Origin of the sequence: Flavobacterium sp. UBA7682, assembly GCF_002482945.1 — a bacterium.
Taxonomy (GTDB): domain Bacteria; phylum Bacteroidota; class Bacteroidia; order Flavobacteriales; family Flavobacteriaceae; genus Flavobacterium.
Map to the genome: position 1 here is coordinate 69,022 of NZ_DLGY01000020.1, position 19,763 is coordinate 88,784.

The window sequence follows — 19,763 nt, forward strand, 5'->3', positions numbered from 1 at the left end:
GGGTTTATAATGGGCTTATCTTTCCCTTTGTTGGTAATATAAATATGTGCAGAAAATCAGTCCTCAATTAAGCTTATGCAAGTTGAAAATACAATAAAACTTAATCGCTACTACTTCTTAACAATCATTTTGGTAAACGTTGCTCCTGAGACATCCTTCAAAGTCATTAGATAAACACCCTGATTCAAAGAAGAAACATCAATTCTGGTAGCGTCTTTAACCGAAAGCACCAATTGCCCCAAGTGATTATAAAGATCAATGGTCGCAATAGAAACCTCAGAAACAATATTCAAAACGCCATTCGTTGGATTAGGATAAACAGACACCTTATTAGCATCAAAATCTACCACAGACAACGTTTGAACAAATTCAGTCGAGGCGGTATTGGTAATAATAGGAGGATTAAAATCAAAATAAATACCCGCAGTCGCGTTGATAACATCACCCAAGACTACATTATTCTTTGGTTTAATTTTAAAAGCGACAAAGCCATGAGAGTTGGGTTCATCATTAGTGCTGTCGGGTAAATTAATGTTGTTAAACACAAAACTTACCTCGCTACCGTTACGAATGGTAACGTTACCGTCATGGCTCAAGCTTTCCAATTGCATCGTGGTCCAATCTAGTTTGCTATCCAAAACATGGTCTACACGAACATTAACTGCCTCGGCAGTACCGGTGTTTTGAAAACGGATCAGGTAGTGCAAGTATTCATCGGCATCTTCTATCAGCACTTGGTCACCTTCAACACAAGTAATATCATTAGGGTCATAGGCACCTTCTGCGGTTATTTTACCGGAAAATACATTGTCGTTTTCAGTATTGTCTCCTGTTATCGGGTTTATGGTTGCGGTGATGGTTAATACATCACCAATATTGGTCGTAGGTGGCGCAAAGACATTAAAATACAAGTCGATGATTCTGTATTCAAAAGGATAAATACCGGTAAAATTAAAGGTCAAACTGTTAGAGGTTTGAGAAGATACTGTTTCGCTTGCATTGAGGAAGCTTAATTTCGTACCATCAAACTCAAAAACAACAGAACCACTCAAGAGCGTCAGACCTGCATTTCTATAGACTATACGATAGTTAGTATCAAATCCCGGTCTTGTTCGGGTGATAGGATAAAAACTCACCGCTAAATCATCGATATCACCAATAGGTTCTACACAAAAATTGACTACGTCATTGTTGCCCAACCCAGTGAAGTTAGACACAAAAGTGGCCGGACTTGGGGTGTAATAATCAGCTTCAGAGGCAACTCTTGTGGTTACACTCCCTACTCCGGTCGTATAAATCTGAAACTGTCCGTTTTCCTGCGTAAACGTAGCGTTGGTCGTTGTGTTGTCTGTAGCAACTACTAAAATGCCACTCAATAACGGATCGGTTCCGTCGCAACCATCGTTTAGCAAATCAAAACGCACGGAACCACTAATACTATTCGCAGGCAGTACGCCTAAATTCTTATGCCATGAAATCTTATCCACTTCAGAGATAGAGACAATATCGAGGGTGTTATTGTTATCAATATCAGCAGCATATAAGTTGTTCGGGCTGATGATTGTTTGCGAAATAATCTGTTGTGTGTTGGCAAAAGCTCCTTGACCGTCTGTATTCTCATACAACGCTATCAAATAGTTATTGCCGGCAGAGGAAGAAGCTATATCTATATCACCATCATTATCAAAATCGCCCACAATGACACTTTTAGGATAAGAAAAAAGCGTGCTTATGATTTGAATTGGACCAAAGCTTCCTAAACCATTCAAATTTTTAGACCAACCCAAATAAGAGTTGGAAGAGGTTTGACCAATATCCCCAATGTATACCAAATCCTTATCGCCATCGCCATCAAAGTCGGCTATTTTAGTTGAGTAGGCTTTATAGTTACTGGTCTCAATAAGTTGTCTGGTACCAAAGGTTCCCTGACCATTGAGGTTCAGAAAACGCATCATGCCATAGCTTCCCGCTACGGAAATATCTAAATCACCATCGCCATCCAAATCACCAAAATCGATATCATACATGGTGAAATTAGCAATGTTGTCTATCGTTTGTTGCGGACCAAAGCTCCCTAGCCCAAGGTTCTTGTACCATGCAATTCGGGTGGTTCCCAACGCAAACACATCCATATCGCCATCACTGTCAATATCTGAAAGGTACACCCTAGAGGAATTATACAAGTTCGTATCAATAAATTGTGGCGCGGCAAAGGTGCCCAATCCATCCGTGTTTTTATACCACACCACCGCATTATCTAAATAAGCCGTAGCCAACACATCCTTAAACCCATCACCATCAACGTCACCAACAAACACCGAAGTCGCGCCATTAATCGTAGTAGATATAATGGTTTGCGAATTATGAAAATTACCTTGACCATCTAAGTTTTTGAACCATGATATTTTATCATCCCAATAGGATGCCGCTACAATGTCCTTATCGCCATCGCCATCAATGTCTTCAGCCACGACAATACGACCACCATCAATGTGCTTGGTTAGGATATCAGGAGCGAAAGCGCCTGTGCCATCAGTATTTTTATACAACGTAATGTTGTTGTCCGTATTGGTTGCTGTCAGAAAATCTAAATCGCCATCGCCATCCATATCAGCAAAATAAATATCACGTATGTCTCCGGAATTTGGCCCAATGAAGATTTCACTACTGAAATTGCCCGTGCCATCTACATTCTTGAACCAACCGATGGTTTTATCGTCATTAGACCCAAAAATCACATCCTTATCTCCATCACCATCTGCATCCGCTATGCGAACTACCATAGCGCCATCAGCGGTGACAGACAACACTTGTTGTGCCCCAAAAGTACCTAGGCCGTCTAAGTTTTCATACCACGCAATTTTATCATCAGTGGCTGATGCCGATACTACATCCATATCGCCATCACCATCTAAATCACCGGCATATACCGAAGTAACATAGTTTACTGCTGTCGATATTACTATGCGAGTGCTAAAGGTTCCCAAACCATTATTGTTGTTTTTATACCATGAAACACCGTGAGAACCCGATGATGATGCGTAAGAAGACACTATATCCTTGGCGCCATCGCCATCAAGGTCGGCCAGATAAAAACCCGGAACACCGGAAGCATTGGCATCCACATTTACGGTTGAGCTAAAAGTTCCTAAGCCATCGCTGTTTTTCAACCATCTTAACTTACTATCGCTGGCAGAGGACCACACCAAATCTAAATCGCCATCATTGTCGATATCTGCCGCCATCACTTTGTTGACCAATGTGGCAAACAAAGCCTGTTTCATTACAAACGTACCGTTGCCATCGGTGTTTTCATACCACACCACGTTATTGCCTCCTAGGGAAGCAGCCACCACGTCTATATCGCCATCATCATCAATATCGGCGGCACAAACGCCCCAAGGCGCCTGAATGGTCGTTGAAATAGACCGCAGCGTTACTTCATGACCGGTACCATCAAGATTTTCTAACCATACTAATCGATTGCCAAAGTATGACGAGGCCAAGACATCTTGGTCGCCATCGCCATCAAAATCGGCAGAGGCTACCCCATTAGGCGATTGCACATAGCGCGAAGGGTCTATAACCACATTTTCGACAAACCCGACTTGAGCCTTTGCCAATAGAGCAGAGAATAGTATTAATGAGAAGGTAATTTTTAATTTCATGGCGTTCTTTTTAAAGATTTACAAACTTAAACAATTATCAATCAGTAGCAAGTGCTAATTTAGGATTTGGGATTTAAGGGTTCGCTTGAGCGAGAACGCCATTGGTAAGGTTAGGATATGACGTTACATAGGCGCGCGGACGCCTTACTCAGGTGCGCGGCCCTTGTGCAAGCGCAGGATATAGGTTTTGACAAGCGCGCGGATGCTTTTGTTAAGTGCGCGGACGCTTCTGTTAGGCACGCGAAAGACTTTGACAAGTGCGCGGACGGGTTTGACAAGCACGCGAAGGACTTTGACAAGCGTGCGGACTGTTTTGACAAGCGCGCACTCCTTTGGCAAGCGCAGGATATTAGGTATTTAACGGTTTGGAATGGGAGTATTTTACCTTTTATCGGCTTTTTTTTCCTTTGGTCTGCTTGTGGGTTTGGTTTTGTAGTGGTTTTGCACGCTTTATATATATTTGAGTAAGAAAATATAGCTCTTAAGCATCTATTTAGTTATCATATATATAGGTACATCATCAGCTACAGTAGAGGACATTGCTAACTTTGAATATTTAGATTTAAACAAACAGGCAATTTTAAACTATTGATGTCCGACCTAACAATAACCTAATCCTAACAACTCACAAGAATGTAGAAAAGTTGTAAATAACATTATAAAATAGTAGTTTATGGAAGAGATACTTAATGGGTTTATCAAGCCCATCATCAAACAACCCTCATATATTATTCTAGGTTCTATAATTGGGGCTTTCGGAATGGTTAATGTTCTGGATTCTATTATATTTGCTTTTCTCAAACAACCTTGGTCTCTTATTCCTGTTTGGTTCAGAGAGCTTCTTTTGGTATTTCGAGCTATTCTTCATCCTATGTTTGATTTTTTACTTGGTTGGTTGTCAATTGAACTAGCGGGAGTATGGAAAGATTATTTATCCATGGGAATAATTGTTATGTTCATGCGCGTTAGGTCAACCTCTGTAATCACGGAAGGAATCAAAAAAGAAACCCTGAATTCCTATAAACAGAAAGTACTCCATAAAGAAATAGTGCTCACCAAGAATTCGAACCGTTTTACATGGTTTTTGTTTTACTCAAGCCGCTTGGCTTATGCTCTATTACTATGGCCTGAAAAACTCTTTGGAGCCATGATGCGTTTTTGTACTGGTAATAAGAAAATAGTTGCAGAAGGTTCTCAAGTAAAAGAAGTAGTTCAATCTCAATATGTGGTATTCTTTTCGAGCGTATTTTGGTTTTTAATTATTCTTGTGTTATTTGCCATTTTCAAAGCCGCAAGCATCTCATAGAAACTTTAAGTTGTGCATTATCAGAAAAGCACGACAGCTGCTAACATTATGCTTTTGCTTCCACTGTCACCCTAAGCTCGCCTGTCCTGAGCCCAACGAAGGGTCAAAGGCCTTTTCATAAGAATTTTATGTTAATAACTTAACTAAAAACCACTACTCTTGAGGATTGTTTGCCCTTGACTAATTTTGTAAGTTTGAGAGATTACAAAATAAAACTATGGCATTAAGTTGGAATGAGATAAAAGACCGAGCGATTAAATTTTCTAAAGAATGGGCTGACACTGCTAATGAAGAAGCAGATGCAAAACCTTTTTTAGATGCGTTCTTTGATGTCTTTGGTATTACCCGAAAAAAAATAGGAACATTTGAACACCGTGTCAAAAAAATTTCTGATGCCGATGGTTATATTGACCTGCTATGGAAAGGCACCATTTTAGTGGAAATGAAGAGCCGCGGCAAAAACCTTGACAAAGCTTTTATACAAGCCAAAGATTATACCCACGGACTAAAACAAAACGAACTTCCTAAGTACATCTTGGTTTGCGATTTTGATATTTTCCGCTTGTATGACACCGAAGAACAAAAAACAACCGAGTTCAAACTCGCTGACCTTTACCTAAACGTGCAAAGCTTTGGTTACTTACTTGGTTACCAAAAGAAAGTTTACAAAGAACAAGACCCTGCCAATATCAAAGCGGCGGAGCTGATGGGCAAACTCCATGACCGATTAGAAGAAATAGGTTATGACGGTCATCCGCTAGAAGTGTACTTAGTCCGAATTCTTTTTTGTCTTTTTGCCGAAGACACCACCATATTCAACAAGCAACAATTTCAAGATTATATAGAACAACGAACTGCCGATGATGGTTCAGACCTTGCCGCCCGCATACAAGAACTCTTTCAAGTACTCAACACTCCTATTGACAAACGATTTAAAAATCTTGATGAGCAACTCAATGAGTTTCCTTATGTGAATGGCAAACTGTTTGAAGAGGTATTGCCCTCAGCCAGTTTTGATACTAAGATGCGACAAGCTTTGCTTGACTGTTGCTATATTGATTGGAGTAAAATATCGCCTGCCATCTTTGGATCTATGTTTCAAAGTGTAATGAACCCTAAAGAGCGCCGAAACTTGGGTGCGCATTACACCAGCGAGACCAACATATTAAAACTCATCAAACCTTTGTTTCTTGATGACCTTTGGACAGAGTTTAAAAGCATTAAAACCAACAAAAACAAACTAGCCGAGTTTCACAAACGCATTAGCACTTTAAAGTTCCTTGACCCGGCTTGTGGTTGTGGAAATTTCTTAGTAATTACCTATAGAGAATTGCGTTTGCTAGAACTTGAAATCCTCCGCGCTACCTACAAATCAGGGCAAGGCGTTTTAGACGTTCGCGAGATTATGTATCTCGATGTCGATATGATGTATGGCATAGAGTATGAAGAATTCCCTGCTCGTATTGCCGAAGTAGCCATGTGGCTCATTGACCATCAAATGAACATGATGATAAGCAATGAGTTTGGGCAATACTTTGTACGACTGCCGTTAAAAAAAGCCGCTAAGATTGTGCATGGTAATGCGCTAAGAATTGATTGGAATAATTTAGATGATGCAACACATTTTAACATTAAAGCTAATGTTACCAATATTTATAATGTAAATGAACCTATTGAAACCTATGATGTATTAAACATTTATTCAAAAACAGTAAACGTAAATCCAGTTCATTCGTTGCAAAACTCTAATAGTGGTAAATGTTCATTTGATTATATCGTTGGTAATCCACCTTTTATTGGTAAAAAAGAACAAAATGCAAGTCAAAAAAATGATGTAGAAATTATTTTTAAAGGAATTAAAGGAACAGGTCTAATGGATTATGTTTCTTGTTGGTATGTAAAAGCTGCTCAGTTAATTCATAATACAAAAACCAAAGTTGCTTTTGTTTCAACAAACTCAATAACCCAAGGTGAGCAAGTAAATATTTTATGGAATTTGTTATTAAATTACTACCGTGTTAAAATACATTTTGCTCATAGAACATTTAGTTGGAGCAATGAAGCCAAAGGAAATGCAGCTGTTCATTGTGTAATTGTTGGTTTTGCCAATTTTGACACTAAAAACAAAACAATATATGAATATGAAGATATCAAAGGTGAATCTCATGCAATTAAAGTAAAAAACATAAATCCCTATTTAGTTGAAGCAAAAGATATCTTTATTGATTCCAAAAGGAATCCAATTTGTGTTGTTCCAGAAATAAATTATGGGAGTTTTGCTTTAGATGATGGTAAATATACTTTATCAGAGAAAGACCGTCAAGAAATAATTGCAGAAAATAAAAATTCAGAAACCCTTATTAAACCATTCATAGGAGGAAGAGAGTTACTACACTCTGAAAAGAGATATTGTTTATGGCTCTTTAATGTTAATCCAAATAAAATTAGAGAAAACTCTAAGATAATCGAAAGAGTCAATGCTGTCAAAAAATGGAGGGCAAATAGTGACAGAGTCACTACAAAGAAACTTTCAGAAACACCAACAGTATTTGCTGAAATAAGACAACCGAATTCAAATTATTTAGCTTTTCCAACTGTATCTTCAGTTAATAGGAAATATATTCCTATAGGATTTTTAGAACCAAATATTATTGCTTCAAACCAACTATATATTATACCAAATGCAACTCTTTTTCATTTCGGAGTATTAACATCTCTAATGCATATTAGTTGGATTAAAAATATTTGTGGTAGATTAAAGAGTGATTATAGATATTCAAGCTCTATAGTCTACAACAACTACCCATGGCCGGAAAACCCTACAGACAAACAAGTCAAAGCCATAGAAGAAAAAGCACAAGCTGTACTTGATGCTCGCGCGGCTTTTCCAAATAGTTCATTGGCTGATTTATATGACCCATTAACTATGCCGCCTGCCCTAGTCAAAGCCCACAATGAGTTAGACAAAGCGGTTGATACCGCTTATAGCAAACAAGCCTTTACCAGCGAAGCCAAGCGCATGGAGTTTCTGTTTGAATTATATGAAAAGTATACTGCGGATTTGTTTAGTAAGGAGAAGAAAGGGAAAAAGAATTAGTTTATGGGGAAAGAAGATAAAATTCAAAAAAAAGAAAACAAAAGATTAAAAAATGAATGGAATGCATTTAGAAATTCTGTTTATGAAACTAAATCTAAAAGTCAGGATGATTTTGAAAAATATATTAATATTATCGCAAGTGGTGGTTTAGCTATTACAATAGCTTTTTTTGATAAGATAGTTGATATTAAAATTGCTGAATACATAGCATTAATTATAATTGGCTGGATATTATTAGTTTTAACTTTGGTATCAAATTTAATTTCTCATTATATCTCAATTGACTATTCTCAAAAAACAATTAATGAAATTGATAATGAAGATTACGATAACGTTTTAAATAACGTTGGTAAAAGAATTAAAATAGTAAATCAGATAAATCTATTTTCAATAGGAAGTTTAATAGGCGGAATAACTTTTATAATTGTATTTGTAATTTTAAATGTATCTAATATGAATAATGACAAACCTACTCCAAAACCACAAACACCAAAACCATTAACAGAAGAAAAAGGAAGGCCAATAAATAATCCTCCTCAAAGTAAACCCTCTACAAATCCAAAAAAATAAAAAATGGAAAAGAATTCAAAAAAAGAAATGAAACATGTTGAAGTAAAAGCAGGTCGTACAATTCAAACTCCTTCAAATGCTTTAAAACCCAAAGTTACTCCGTCTCAAGGCATAACAAAGAAAAAATAAATGTCGAAGTGTATTGAATGTGGTCAACACTTATCGTACAAGGTAGTTAATTATTCTTCTAATAACTATGGTGTCCTATTATGTATTAAGCATCAAGATTGGATTGAATACATTAGTACCATAACAACACAAGAAAGCTGGGCTTGGAAAATCAAACAAATTCGAATTAGTAATTTTAAAGTAAAAAAATAAACACTACTGTCAACAGCCGTTTCTCGCAATAGCTAAGTTGCTTAGTTACCTTGACGTTTTTTCTTCGCTAAAAAACTTTATCTTTAACAGTAAATAATCTGTTCCACAATTCGCAACTGTAGCAATCTGCGGCACGTTATAGGTAACCTTCACTACGATTGTAAAAAAAACATTGCTAACCATGTGATTGGTAACATTTTTCTATTATATTTGAATTAACAAATTTCAATTAATTTTATTAAGACAAATACCACTCCAAGTCTTAAGAAATAAATAACTAGACACTTTTTTGGTGTGCGTTATTCTTATATCTAGCCATTATAGTACAAATAGTATCGTTTTACTTCCCAGTAAAAGGAAGAAACTTTAATATGTAAACATGAAATAAAAAAACTAAAAAGAGAAAGCCACTACAAGACGTAATAGCTCTCACTGTCAAAAGAAACAATCTTCCAAAAAAGCTAAAATTAACATGTTAAAATTATGAAAAACATATTTAGAAAAATCTTAATTCCTTCAATGATTTGTATTTTGTGCATTATATCAAGTTGCGAAAAAGAGATTTATGAAAATCATCTTAAAAAAGAAGGGAAAAGTAGTGTGACATTCAGGGAATTTCTTTCTGAAACACAAATTAAAAATTTCAAAAAACAAATTAAATTAAAAAATAACCTAACTAATTCTCAAGCTAAGTTTGAAGAAATTCAAAGCTATTACATTATAGACACCACATTAGTAATGAAATACATAGACCCGAACTTAAATGAAAAATACACCTTTAAAATTGTGCCTGTAATTGAAATACCCGACCCAAATGAGCTATATAATTTAGTTTATAGTAAAGAAAATGATGTTTGGGAGTTTAGCATATACATTCTAGAAAAAAACGAAGCAATTATAGATTATTATGATTATGAAAGTTTAACTAAAATCTATGATAGTAACCAAGTAAATTTTACCCCAACTATGCTTTGTTTTAGTACCATTTATCACTGTACTCGAACAGGGAGTTGTACTGCCACATTCTGTGATCAATGTCTTTTGTGTACCACCCCTATAATTAATCCTTGTGATGATCCAAGCCTAGCAGTCGGATTATATGCAATACAAGACTTGTTTTTAGCAAACAATGGTCCAAGCGGAGGCGGCGGAAGTCCATTAACAGAACCATGCACTTCATTAAAAAATCTTGCAAATCCGCAGAGAGGAAATATAAAACCGTTAATTGATTCCCTAACACAAAAGGTAACCTCTCCAAATTCTAATAAAGAATTCGCTATAAGTTTTAAAAGAAACTCGAATCCAAATCCAACCTCTGAGGATGATGAAAATATTTACACCAACACACTAATAAACACTGGGTTAGAATCAACTGTGCCAATACCTTACGGTGATGAATACATTGGTGGCGCACATAATCATACTGAAAAAGGTCATGATATGTTTTCATTTAGCGATGTCAGAGTTTTAATGAAAGCCTATAATGGTGCGTCACTGGGTAGGAAATCAGATGTTGTATTAATACTAGTTTGTAAAGATAATTATACTGGGGTAGTACATAAATATGCTATAAAAGTTGATAATATTGATAGTTTAAATAATCAAGTATTTACAAAAATGAATGACGCAGATTATGCAGGTCTCCCCGAAATAGACATACTAGATAGGCTAAATAAAAAAATAGGTCAAAAATATGATAATAATTTACCTACGCTAGAAAAATGCTTTCTTCAACAATTTGGTGCGTTTGGCATATCTTTATATAAAACTGACAACGACGATTTATCAAATTGGCAAAAATTAGAGCTAGAATCAACAGGTAATCTTGGAACTGGAAATCAATTAAATGTAAAACACACACCTTGTAATTAAAAAATATAATCATGAAAAATATAGTCAAAATATTATACGTATTCATAATCGTAACTAGCTGTAAAGCTCAAGTAATTGACATTGCGCAGCAAACCGGAGATCAAATAACAGGAGCTTATTATAAAGATACGCAAAACTTATTGAACACATTTGAGGGAACTTATTTTTATACAGATGGATTAACCTCTCTAAAAATTATATTTCAAAAGAAAGTAATGTCTACGCCAGCAAATAACAGATTCTATGAAGATTTACTTATAGGTGAATACCAGTATGTTGAAAACGGAGTAGAAAAATCAAATACACTTTCTAATTTAAATACTAATTATTCAAACGGATGGAAATACAGCATAGATGGAAACTCAGTTATAGGTTTTGGAAACCCCGGATGTAACGAATGTTTATCAAATGAAAAAGCATTAAAATTAGGAATAGTTGAAGACTCAACCAATAATCAAGGTATTTTATATGTTAGAAAAACAATAATTCAAGGTCAACAAGCTATTGAAGTTACAGTTGAATGGGAAGGAATAAAAGCTAGGGATATAAATGATTCAGAAATACAACAACCAACAATACCTAGCCAAACTTTTATTTTAATAAAGCAATAATATCATTCGAAAAAATAAAATCAAGAACACCTTAAATTTTTAAACACTATGTCATCAACATCATAAGTAGACACGCAAAAAACATCAATAAAAAATAACCCTCTAAACAAAAACCACAACCGCCGGTAGCACTATGGCGCAACCAACAAGCAAACTAACTGCTAGCCCACTTAGGAAAAAGTGTTTAACATAGTTAATTATAAAGTTTTTAATTCGTGAAATCAATAGTGCTTTTTGAGGATTTTTAGTGTTAGAAGTTTGACTTGCGAGAAAAAGGGTTATTTTTGTTTAAAGCTATTGCCAAAACCAAAAGACACTAATAGGACAACAGTAAAATACTACCGTGATTAGTACTTAACCAAACGAGAAAACAACATCGATTGTATATATTTAGACTATGAATACAGCAACTAAACCCAAACACATTGGTCGCAACATCAGCCGCATCCGCGAACTCCGTCAAATGAAACAAGAAGTATTGGCGATGGCTATAGGTGTGAGCCAGCAAACTATTTCTACCATTGAAAACAGCGAAACTGTTGATGAAGAAAAGCTAAAACAAATTGCAGAAGCTTTAGGAGTTAGTGCAGAAGCCATTAAAAATTTTACAGAAGAATCATTGATAAATATCATTAACAATACATTCTCAGACTTTAAAGATAATTCATCAGCCATTAATTATGGCTGTACCTTTAATCCTTTAGATAAAGTGATAGAACTTTATGATGAAAAAGAAAAACTTTATGAACGGTTATTACAAGTCGAAAAAGACAAAGTAAGCTACTTAGAAAAGTTGCTTAATAAATAAACCCATAATTATAGTTTACGTTTGCAAAAGCCTTTCGAAAGAGAGGCTTTTTTGTTAGCTAAGTTGTTGATAATTACAACCTCAAAAATCACAAACATTAAAAATTTGTAATATTTTTACATACAATGCTTTACTCAAAAAGTATGTTGCTATTAATTCTTACAAGTCTAAATTAGGAATAGATGTATGATAAAATAATACAACATATAAATTAGATAGCTGAAATGATTTTGACGTATAGAATATTCAACAACATATAGACAAAAATAAAATGATTAAATATTTAGAAAAATTACTTTATCAGAAAACCGAAGGAACTCAAAGCGAAATTTTATTTGCTCAATGGAATTATGATAAAAAAGTAATACCTACTGCGTTAAATGCTGTTTCTAATTTGTTTCCACATTACAGTCTTCATGACGAATCGCATTCAATTACAATAATTAACAACATAGTTAGAGTATTAGGCAAGGAAAAAATAGAGAACCTTTCCGCTATTGATATTTGGTTGATTTTAGAAGCTAGTTATAGTCACGACATTGGTATGGTGGTATCTAGCGAAAAACTCATAGAAGCTTTAGGCTCTAGTGATTTTATAGATTTTTTTATTGAAATTCAACAGGATAAAAAGAATGGTTTAAATGATTTTGCAAATCAATTCAAAATTGAAGAAAGAAAAATAAAATACAACTCAAGTGAATTAAACCTTGAATTTCACGATGGCATTAAATTTATCCTTGCTGAGTACTTTAGAAGAAAACATTCAGACAGATCAAAAGATATTATAATTAATCCTAAAGATGAGTTACAATTATCATCACCAAGAGGTGTAATTCCACAAAGAATTTTTAAAATATTGGCTGACATATGTTCAAGTCATACAAAAAACTTTGATGATGTAATGAAATTGCCTTTTTGTGAAGTTGGGATTGATATTGAAGATTCACATCCAAGATTCATTTCTTGTCTCTTAAGGATTGGTGATTTATTAGACTTGGATAACAATAGGTTTTCTGAGGTGATGTTAAGAACATTAAGTAAAATACCTATAGACACATTAAATCATAAAGCAAAACACCTTTCAATAGAATCATTTAGAGTTGATAATGAAATAATTGAAGTTGAAGCTAAATGTTTTGATTATGACACTGCAAATATTACTCAACATTGGTTCAATTATTTAAATTCTGAAATAACTCAACAAATGATTAATTGGAACAAAATTGTTCCTTTTAAAGAATTCGGTTATTTACCTACCATTGGGAATTTAAAGGTAGAACTTTTAAATTATGATTATATTGATGGTAAAAAGAAACCAAAATTTTCAGTAGATACTGATAAAGCGCTGGAATTATTACAAGGCGCTGGTATTTACGAAGGTGCTTATCAATGTATTCGAGAAATTTTACAAAATGCTGTTGATGCATCATTATTGAGAATTTGGCTGGAGTATAAAGATGAATTGGATTTAGTATCTCCAAATACGATTGATTTCAATAAAATTACAAAACAATTTGCAATTAATGTAGAAATAAACGAAAAGGAAGTAATTGGTGATAATAAAATTTGGGAATTCAGTATTACTGATAAAGGAATCGGTTTATCAACATACGATTTAAACTATTTGATGAATACAGGAAGTTCATCAAAAAATCGTAAAAAATTAAATATTATTGATACAATGCCAATATGGCTTCGTCCTTCTGGAACTTTTGGAATTGGTTTTCAAAGTATATTTATGCTTACAGAGCAAGTAAACATAGAAACTAAAAGTTTTTTTAATGAAGAATTTCAAATTATAGAACTTAATAGTCCAAACTCCATTAAAGATGGAGGGATTCTAGTACAAAAGAAAAAAACAAGTCATAAAATAAAGCCTAGTACAAAACTATCATTTAATCATAAAACTAAGGCAATCCCAGATAGTTGGTCAATAAAAAGTGAACATAAAAATGCTAGCAGAATTGCTCATAATTATGATCCTTTCTCACATGAATCTTTAGATATAGAATTAGGAAAAATATTCGACGAAATATTTGATTTCTCATTAAAAAGCTATATTCCAATTAAGTTGCATCTTAATAAAACTGAAATTGATACACATAGCAATAAAAATAAATTCAAATATTTTGATGAAGAAAATTCATTGGAATTAAATATCCATCATGGTAAAAAAGAAAATGGTTGGAGAGTTGTCACTTATTATAAAAATCAAAAAGCGGACAATAGTCTTAATACAATGTTTTTAGGTTTTGAATTAAATATTCACAAACACAAAGCCTCAGAGGTTTTAACCTTAAATCGAAATAAGATTAAACCTGAATACAATCACAAATTAAGAGAACAACTTTTCACAAGTGCCTTCAAAGTAATTATTGAAAACTTTTTTGAAATATTTCAGGATGAAGAGTCCAGAAGTATTGGAAGTATGTTTTTAAATTATTACCATAATTATTATAATTTTTTAGGACATTTCGACATTAAAAAATTTAATCAATGGCAGAAACTAAAAATAGCTGTTGCAGACAAAAGTATTGAAATGTATAAACTTCTTAATAGTATTGAGACAGTAAAATTAGTTTATGACAATAGAGATTATTTAAAATACGGTGATCTTTATGAATTAAAAGGAAAAGAACTTATCATCAACTTTAGAGGAACAAGACCTGCGTATGATTATACTACTTTTCTTTTACATAAAATAAGTGAAGTTATGTCTTCAATAGTAAAAATTGAAAATGTTGAAACTAGTTTAAAAGAAATTTATTTTTCAAAAAAGAAACAAAAAAGTTCTGTAAATGAATCCGAAATAAAAAAGATTTTAATCAAAACCAAAACAAGTTTTTATTCGTCAAGAAGTATTATTCCATGTACAGAAAAATACCTCAAATTAAGATTAAATGATAATGCAAATGAAAGTTATGTATATCAATATGTATTTGATTATAATATTAATTTACCCTATCCAAAGATGCTTTCTCCATTTATTTCATGTGAAGGTGAAAATGACATTACTAATCTAGAAATTGTATTAAACGACAAACTTTATGAATGGGTTTATAAAAATAGATATGATAGTAAAACAAAATTAATTGAGATAAAAAATAGTTACGAAGAATTTATTAAAGAATTTAAAATTGAAGAACTAAATTAGTATAATCACCCAGATAACATATGTTAAAACTCATGGCTAGTTTTTCGGTAAGTTGCCCGACAGCGAGGATTTACAATCCGTGCCTAAAAAACATCAAACCTTTAAAAAGGTAGAGGGCTTGAACAGTTTCCCGTCCGCGCCCTCATACAACTTGTAGCAGGAACGGAACGTTAATTTTCCGTTCCTGCGTTTATTATAATACAAATGTAAACAAAACATTTATATCTTTATGAAAGAAAGGATCTCATAGAACCTAAACAGTTCTGATGAGGCAATCAGTTCTACTAAGCGAAAGAAGTCACTCTTTCGCTTTTTTTTTTTATAAAAGCCACCAAAACCCAACAGCCCAGATTTACAATCCGTGAAAATCTGTCTAATCTGTGTTATCCGTGGCCAAAAACTTTGCAACACATAACAGCGCTATTTTAAACCCAAAAAGTGCCTGTCAAACATCGAAAAGTACCTAACAAAACCCGAAAAGTGCTGAACGAAACCCGAAAAGTGCCTGAGCCTCTTCAAAAAGTGCTGATGCATTTCGTAAAAAGCCCAAAACCTTCCCCAAAACACACATTTTAAACCATTTATGCCTTTTCACGACGTTTTTTTGTCAAAAATATCTTCCTACAATCGCAACAACCGTCATTATTACAAAAAAGTACGACAACAAATCTTACATTTTATTGAAAATACTTCAAAACCAACAAGTTAAAAAATAATTTTGTTACGATATTCTTACAATATCATTCAAAACACTAACAATCCAATAAAAATGTATTTTCTGTCATTTTTAATTTGTTTCGTACGAAAATCTTTCTATAACTTTGACCCGAAGATAGAACCCAAATCTATCAAAGTATTAACTTAATTTGTTTATTATGAATCAATTACAAGAGCGAAAACGCTCCATGTACTACGTTGTCGAAGATTTTCTGGCAACCGTACCAGCGGCTACTTTAGCCACACTACCACAGTTTGAAAACAACCTTGTGCTATTTACCGATACGGTTGGACTCATCAGAGCCGAAAGCGAAAGCCAAACCACCAACAGAATCGGGTATAGAATTGTAAAAGACGATTTGAAACTAACCATGACGCGTGAAGCTATTGACGTTGCCACGCGCATTAGAGCCTATGCCATTAACGAAGGGAACACTGTACTGCGTGAAGAGATGAATCAAAGGATGAGTAATCTTTATAAAAGAGCTGACACGGTGTGTGCCGATATCTGTTGGTTTATCCACGGAAAAGGCACGGAGCTCTTAGCCGATGTTGATCCCTATGGCGTAAAACAAGATATGCTCGATGAACTTAGCGCCAGTATCACCGAGTATGTTGCTTATATCCCTAAACCAAGGGCCGGTATTGTAGAACGCAAACAAGCCACCGCCGAAATGCTGCAACTGTTTGCCAACAGCGACAGCATCCTTAAAACAATGGATGCACTCATGACCATGCTACAGTTTACCGACCCCGAAGTATACAAAAGCTATTTCTCGAGCCGAAAAATCATTCGTCCCGGCTATCGCACACTTTCCCTGCGTGGCCTAGTGACAGACACCGAAGGTTTACCTATTGCAAAAGCCAATGTAATCATAGAGAACGCCAACATTTATAGAAAAACAACAGACGTTGGTGGCTTTGAAATAAAAGACCTCGCCAGCGGTATGTATACAGTAACCATCAACAAGCCGGGCTTTGTAGAAATGCGCACCGTAGTAGCAGTTACCGCTACACAACGCAGCGAAATAAATATTGTCCTTTCAGAAGTGGCAAACAAAACCGCAAAAGTAGCTTAGTAATTAGATACCACTCAATAATGCGGAAAAGCACCTTGTTTTGAGGTGCTTTTTTTGTTTTGTAAACCTGAGTTTAGGTTATCGTGTAAAAACCAACGTATTCCCTTTACTCAAATTAGCATCAAAGGCATAGCCTTCGTAGTTAAATCCTTTTAAATCATCAATGGTTTCAGCATTGGTGTCTATAATATAACGCACCATCATGCCTCTCGCCTTTTTGGCAAAAAAACTAATCATCTTGAGCTTGCCGTCTTTATAGTCTTTGAATTCCGGCGTAATAACCGGCACTTTCAACGCCTTAGTATCCACCGCGCTAAAGTATTCATTACTCGCCAAGTTAATAAACAGTTCGTCCTTTTTCAATTCGTCATTCAAGGCTTTGGTAATGGTTTTTTTCCAGAACTCATAAAGGTTTTTGTTTTTACCAATCGCCATAGACGTTCCCATTTCCAGTCGGTACGCCTGCATTAAATCTAACGGTTTGAGCAAGCCATACAACCCTGATAAAATGCGAAGCTTGTCTTGTAAAACCGCTAACTTCTCTTCGGGCAAAGTATAAATGTCCAAACCAATATATACATCACCATCAAAAGTAAAAATGGCCGGTCTGGCATTCTCAGTAGTAAACGGCGTATGCCATTCTTGATTGCGTTGCCAATTGAGGTCTGCCAACTTATCCGAAATGTCCATCAGTTCCATCAGCTGCTTGGGCTTTTTCTTCTTCAACGTTTTCTGAATCGTTTCGGCTTGTTTCAAAAACAAAGGTTGCGTACCGGCAATGGCGGGAATTTCTTTCTCAAAATTAAGTGACTTGGCGGGCGATATAACAATCTTCATGTGGTATACTTTATAGAAATCAAAAATACTAATTCGGGAACTAAAATCATATACGGAAAAATGATTTGTTTTGATGTCACTATTGGCAAATCTTATAAATATTGACCAAAATCATATAACACCACAACGGCTTCGCCTCCATACATTTGCAATAGTAAAACCTTGACAAACCCATTTTACCCTATTAAAAATCAATGCCTTATGAAAATAGCTTTTATGTTTTGCCGTGTATTGCTAGTGATTTTCTTCGTCAGTTCGTTGACGCTTGTGTCCTGTAAAAGTAAAAAAACCGCCGTGGAGAAAACCACAGAAATCGTAAAACCCGTAGAAGTAGCGGCAGTGAAAAAAGACCGGGCTTATGATTTAGGCAAAAGACTGTTAGAAACCTGTAACACTTCGCGCTTCAAAGCCTTTAGTACTACAGAAGCTACAGATAAGGTTCGCCAAAACGCTACTAAGGAAAAGATATCCATCATTTGCAAAAAGATCAACATGAGAAACGGTCGGTTTCAAGGGCTTAGCCTCATTGACGTTACCCATAACAAAATCACCGATGAATATACTTTTCGCTATAACATTGATTATGAAAAGAAACTATACAAACGCGAACTTTATGTAACGGTTGACACCGATAATAAGGTCTCCGCCATTGCTACCAAAGAAGTCAACCCCAAACCAATGTAACGATTGCCTTGGGCCTAAAGTACTATCGCTTAGTTCTTTTAACCCATTGTCTTTATCGGGTAATGCTTTTTTTGCTAAATTTGAGTGTTGTAATCCTTTCCATTTTTAAAATACAAACGCCATGACTAAAAAAGCAGTCTTATTGTGTACCCTATTTTCGATATTGTTTTCAGCTTGTTGCGCTACTAAAACCAACGACGTCAAAACAACCACCGGCAAAACTGCATTTTATGATGAGGCTTGGGAACTCGAATACATTTCGGGAACGCGCATTGCGTTTGAAGGTTTGTATCCGGAAAAGAAGCCTTATATCATGTTCAAAGATATATCCAATGAATTCAGCGGCAACACCAGTTGCAATGGCTATAGCGGCAAATACACTAAGAAAGAAAACAGCATCCAATTTGGTGATGCCATCAAAACCATGATATTCTGCGAAGGCGGTGGCGAAGAAGCTTTTCTTAAAATGTTGGGAAAAGTAAACAAATTTGCCATTGATAGCGACAATAAATTACTGTTACTGATGGATGATGTTCCAATGATGCGCTTTAAAAAGATTGCTAAACCCCAACAATAAACTGTGATGAAAAAATCTATCTTCTTGCTCCTGGCCTTGCCACTATTACTCGTTGGCTGTAAAAAAAATGAAGTGGTTGTTTTTGGAGAACCGGTTACAGTGAAACCAACCACCGTTTCCCCCGAAGCATGTTATGCTTATGACAAAGACGGTACTGCTATTTCCTTACAAATAAAAACTACCGGCGAAGAGGTAACAGGCACTATGGAGTATGCCATTGCAGAAAAAGACAAAAACACCGGCGCAATAAAAGGAAAATGGACCAAAGACATACTATTGCTTGACTATACTTTTCAATCAGAAGGAACAGAAAGCACACGCCAAGTGGCTTTTCAACTGAAAGACAACCAACTCGTTGAAGGTTATGGCGAAATGAATGAAGACGGCACAAAATTCAAAGATGCTTCTCAACTGACATTCACCTCAACCATGCCCTTAAGTAAAACCGATTGTCCTAAATAA

At 35.0% G+C, this 19,763-nt stretch carries 14 protein-coding genes; 12 read left to right on the forward strand and 2 right to left on the reverse strand.

Annotation, left to right across the window (positions count from 1 at the left end):
- Window positions 1-110 precede the first annotated feature (110 nt).
- A complete protein-coding gene (locus B3C16_RS05270; RefSeq protein ID WP_291129562.1) occupies window positions 111-3,668 on the reverse strand; it encodes a T9SS type A sorting domain-containing protein in 3,558 nt (1,185 codons plus the stop codon).
- A 673-nt stretch (window positions 3,669-4,341) separates the two neighbouring features.
- Between B3C16_RS05270 and B3C16_RS05275 the strand changes: the two genes are divergently transcribed.
- The 9 genes from B3C16_RS05275 to B3C16_RS05315 all read left to right on the forward strand — a co-directional run bounded on the left by B3C16_RS05275 (window position 4,342) and on the right by B3C16_RS05315 (window position 17,203).
- On the forward strand, window positions 4,342-4,974 hold the full coding sequence (locus B3C16_RS05275) for a hypothetical protein (RefSeq protein WP_121314344.1): 633 nt from the start codon (window positions 4,342-4,344) through the stop codon (window positions 4,972-4,974).
- A 217-nt stretch (window positions 4,975-5,191) separates the two neighbouring features.
- Entirely contained in the window at window positions 5,192-8,071 is a 2,880-nt protein-coding gene (locus B3C16_RS05280) for a class I SAM-dependent DNA methyltransferase (RefSeq protein WP_121314345.1), read from the forward strand.
- A 3-nt stretch (window positions 8,072-8,074) separates the two neighbouring features.
- On the forward strand, window positions 8,075-8,641 hold the full coding sequence (locus B3C16_RS05285; protein WP_121314346.1) for a hypothetical protein: 567 nt from the start codon (window positions 8,075-8,077) through the stop codon (window positions 8,639-8,641).
- Window positions 8,642-8,644: 3 nt separating this feature from the next.
- Entirely contained in the window at window positions 8,645-8,770 is a 126-nt protein-coding gene (locus B3C16_RS05290) for a hypothetical protein (RefSeq protein ID WP_291129567.1), read from the forward strand.
- A gap of 675 nt (window positions 8,771-9,445) precedes the next feature.
- Window positions 9,446-10,834, forward strand: a complete 1,389-nt coding sequence (locus B3C16_RS05295) for a hypothetical protein (RefSeq protein WP_147406872.1) — start codon at window positions 9,446-9,448, stop codon at window positions 10,832-10,834.
- 11 nt (window positions 10,835-10,845) lie between these two features.
- A complete protein-coding gene (locus tag B3C16_RS05300) occupies window positions 10,846-11,445 on the forward strand; it encodes a DUF6705 family protein (protein ID WP_121314348.1) in 600 nt (199 codons plus the stop codon).
- Between the two features lie 397 nt (window positions 11,446-11,842).
- Window positions 11,843-12,253: a helix-turn-helix domain-containing protein gene (locus tag B3C16_RS05305; protein WP_291129570.1), complete on the forward strand. Its 411-nt coding sequence runs from the start codon at window positions 11,843-11,845 to the stop codon at window positions 12,251-12,253.
- A gap of 271 nt (window positions 12,254-12,524) precedes the next feature.
- Window positions 12,525-15,407, forward strand: coding sequence for an HD domain-containing protein (locus tag B3C16_RS05310; protein WP_121314349.1), 2,883 nt, complete (start codon window positions 12,525-12,527; stop codon window positions 15,405-15,407).
- Between the two features lie 905 nt (window positions 15,408-16,312).
- A complete protein-coding gene (locus B3C16_RS05315) occupies window positions 16,313-17,203 on the forward strand; it encodes a carboxypeptidase-like regulatory domain-containing protein (RefSeq protein WP_291129574.1) in 891 nt (296 codons plus the stop codon).
- 78 nt (window positions 17,204-17,281) lie between these two features.
- On the opposite strand, the gene yaaA is transcribed toward B3C16_RS05315, so the two are convergent.
- On the reverse strand, window positions 17,282-18,040 hold the full coding sequence (gene yaaA / locus B3C16_RS05320; protein ID WP_291129577.1) for a peroxide stress protein YaaA: 759 nt from the start codon (window positions 18,038-18,040) through the stop codon (window positions 17,282-17,284).
- A 201-nt stretch (window positions 18,041-18,241) separates the two neighbouring features.
- On the opposite strand from yaaA, the gene B3C16_RS05325 reads away from it, so the two are divergent.
- The 3 genes from B3C16_RS05325 (at window position 18,242) to B3C16_RS05335 (ending at window position 19,763) form a co-directional block, all read left to right on the forward strand.
- Window positions 18,242-18,724, forward strand: coding sequence for a hypothetical protein (locus tag B3C16_RS05325; RefSeq protein ID WP_291129580.1), 483 nt, complete (start codon window positions 18,242-18,244; stop codon window positions 18,722-18,724).
- A gap of 121 nt (window positions 18,725-18,845) precedes the next feature.
- Window positions 18,846-19,301 (forward strand): META domain-containing protein, encoded by a 456-nt coding sequence (locus B3C16_RS05330; protein ID WP_291129582.1) that lies wholly within the window; start codon window positions 18,846-18,848, stop codon window positions 19,299-19,301.
- Window positions 19,302-19,307: 6 nt separating this feature from the next.
- Window positions 19,308-19,763 carry a hypothetical protein gene (locus B3C16_RS05335; protein WP_291129585.1) on the forward strand — a complete coding sequence of 152 codons (456 nt, stop codon included), beginning with the start codon at window positions 19,308-19,310 and terminating at the stop codon, window positions 19,761-19,763.

Excerpts from the sequence above, each read along its gene's own strand:
- B3C16_RS05325 (WP_291129580.1), top strand. The coding sequence starts at position 18,242 with ATGAAAATAGCTTTTATGTTTTGCCGTGTATTGCTAGTGATTTTCTTC.
- B3C16_RS05300 (WP_121314348.1), top strand. The coding sequence starts at position 10,846 with ATGAAAAATATAGTCAAAATATTATACGTATTCATAATCGTAACTAGC.
- B3C16_RS05310 (WP_121314349.1), top strand. The coding sequence starts at position 12,525 with ATGATTAAATATTTAGAAAAATTACTTTATCAGAAAACCGAAGGAACT.
- B3C16_RS05315 (WP_291129574.1), top strand. The coding sequence starts at position 16,313 with ATGTACTACGTTGTCGAAGATTTTCTGGCAACCGTACCAGCGGCTACT.
- yaaA (WP_291129577.1), bottom strand. The coding sequence starts at position 18,040 with ATGAAGATTGTTATATCGCCCGCCAAGTCACTTAATTTTGAGAAAGAA.
- B3C16_RS05270 (WP_291129562.1), bottom strand. The coding sequence starts at position 3,668 with ATGAAATTAAAAATTACCTTCTCATTAATACTATTCTCTGCTCTATTG.
- B3C16_RS05285 (WP_121314346.1), top strand. The coding sequence starts at position 8,075 with ATGGGGAAAGAAGATAAAATTCAAAAAAAAGAAAACAAAAGATTAAAA.
- B3C16_RS05275 (WP_121314344.1), top strand. The coding sequence starts at position 4,342 with ATGGAAGAGATACTTAATGGGTTTATCAAGCCCATCATCAAACAACCC.
- B3C16_RS05330 (WP_291129582.1), top strand. The coding sequence starts at position 18,846 with ATGACTAAAAAAGCAGTCTTATTGTGTACCCTATTTTCGATATTGTTT.
- B3C16_RS05290 (WP_291129567.1), top strand. The coding sequence starts at position 8,645 with ATGGAAAAGAATTCAAAAAAAGAAATGAAACATGTTGAAGTAAAAGCA.
- B3C16_RS05295 (WP_147406872.1), top strand. The coding sequence starts at position 9,446 with ATGAAAAACATATTTAGAAAAATCTTAATTCCTTCAATGATTTGTATT.
- B3C16_RS05305 (WP_291129570.1), top strand. The coding sequence starts at position 11,843 with ATGAATACAGCAACTAAACCCAAACACATTGGTCGCAACATCAGCCGC.
- B3C16_RS05280 (WP_121314345.1), top strand. The coding sequence starts at position 5,192 with ATGGCATTAAGTTGGAATGAGATAAAAGACCGAGCGATTAAATTTTCT.
- B3C16_RS05335 (WP_291129585.1), top strand. The coding sequence starts at position 19,308 with ATGAAAAAATCTATCTTCTTGCTCCTGGCCTTGCCACTATTACTCGTT.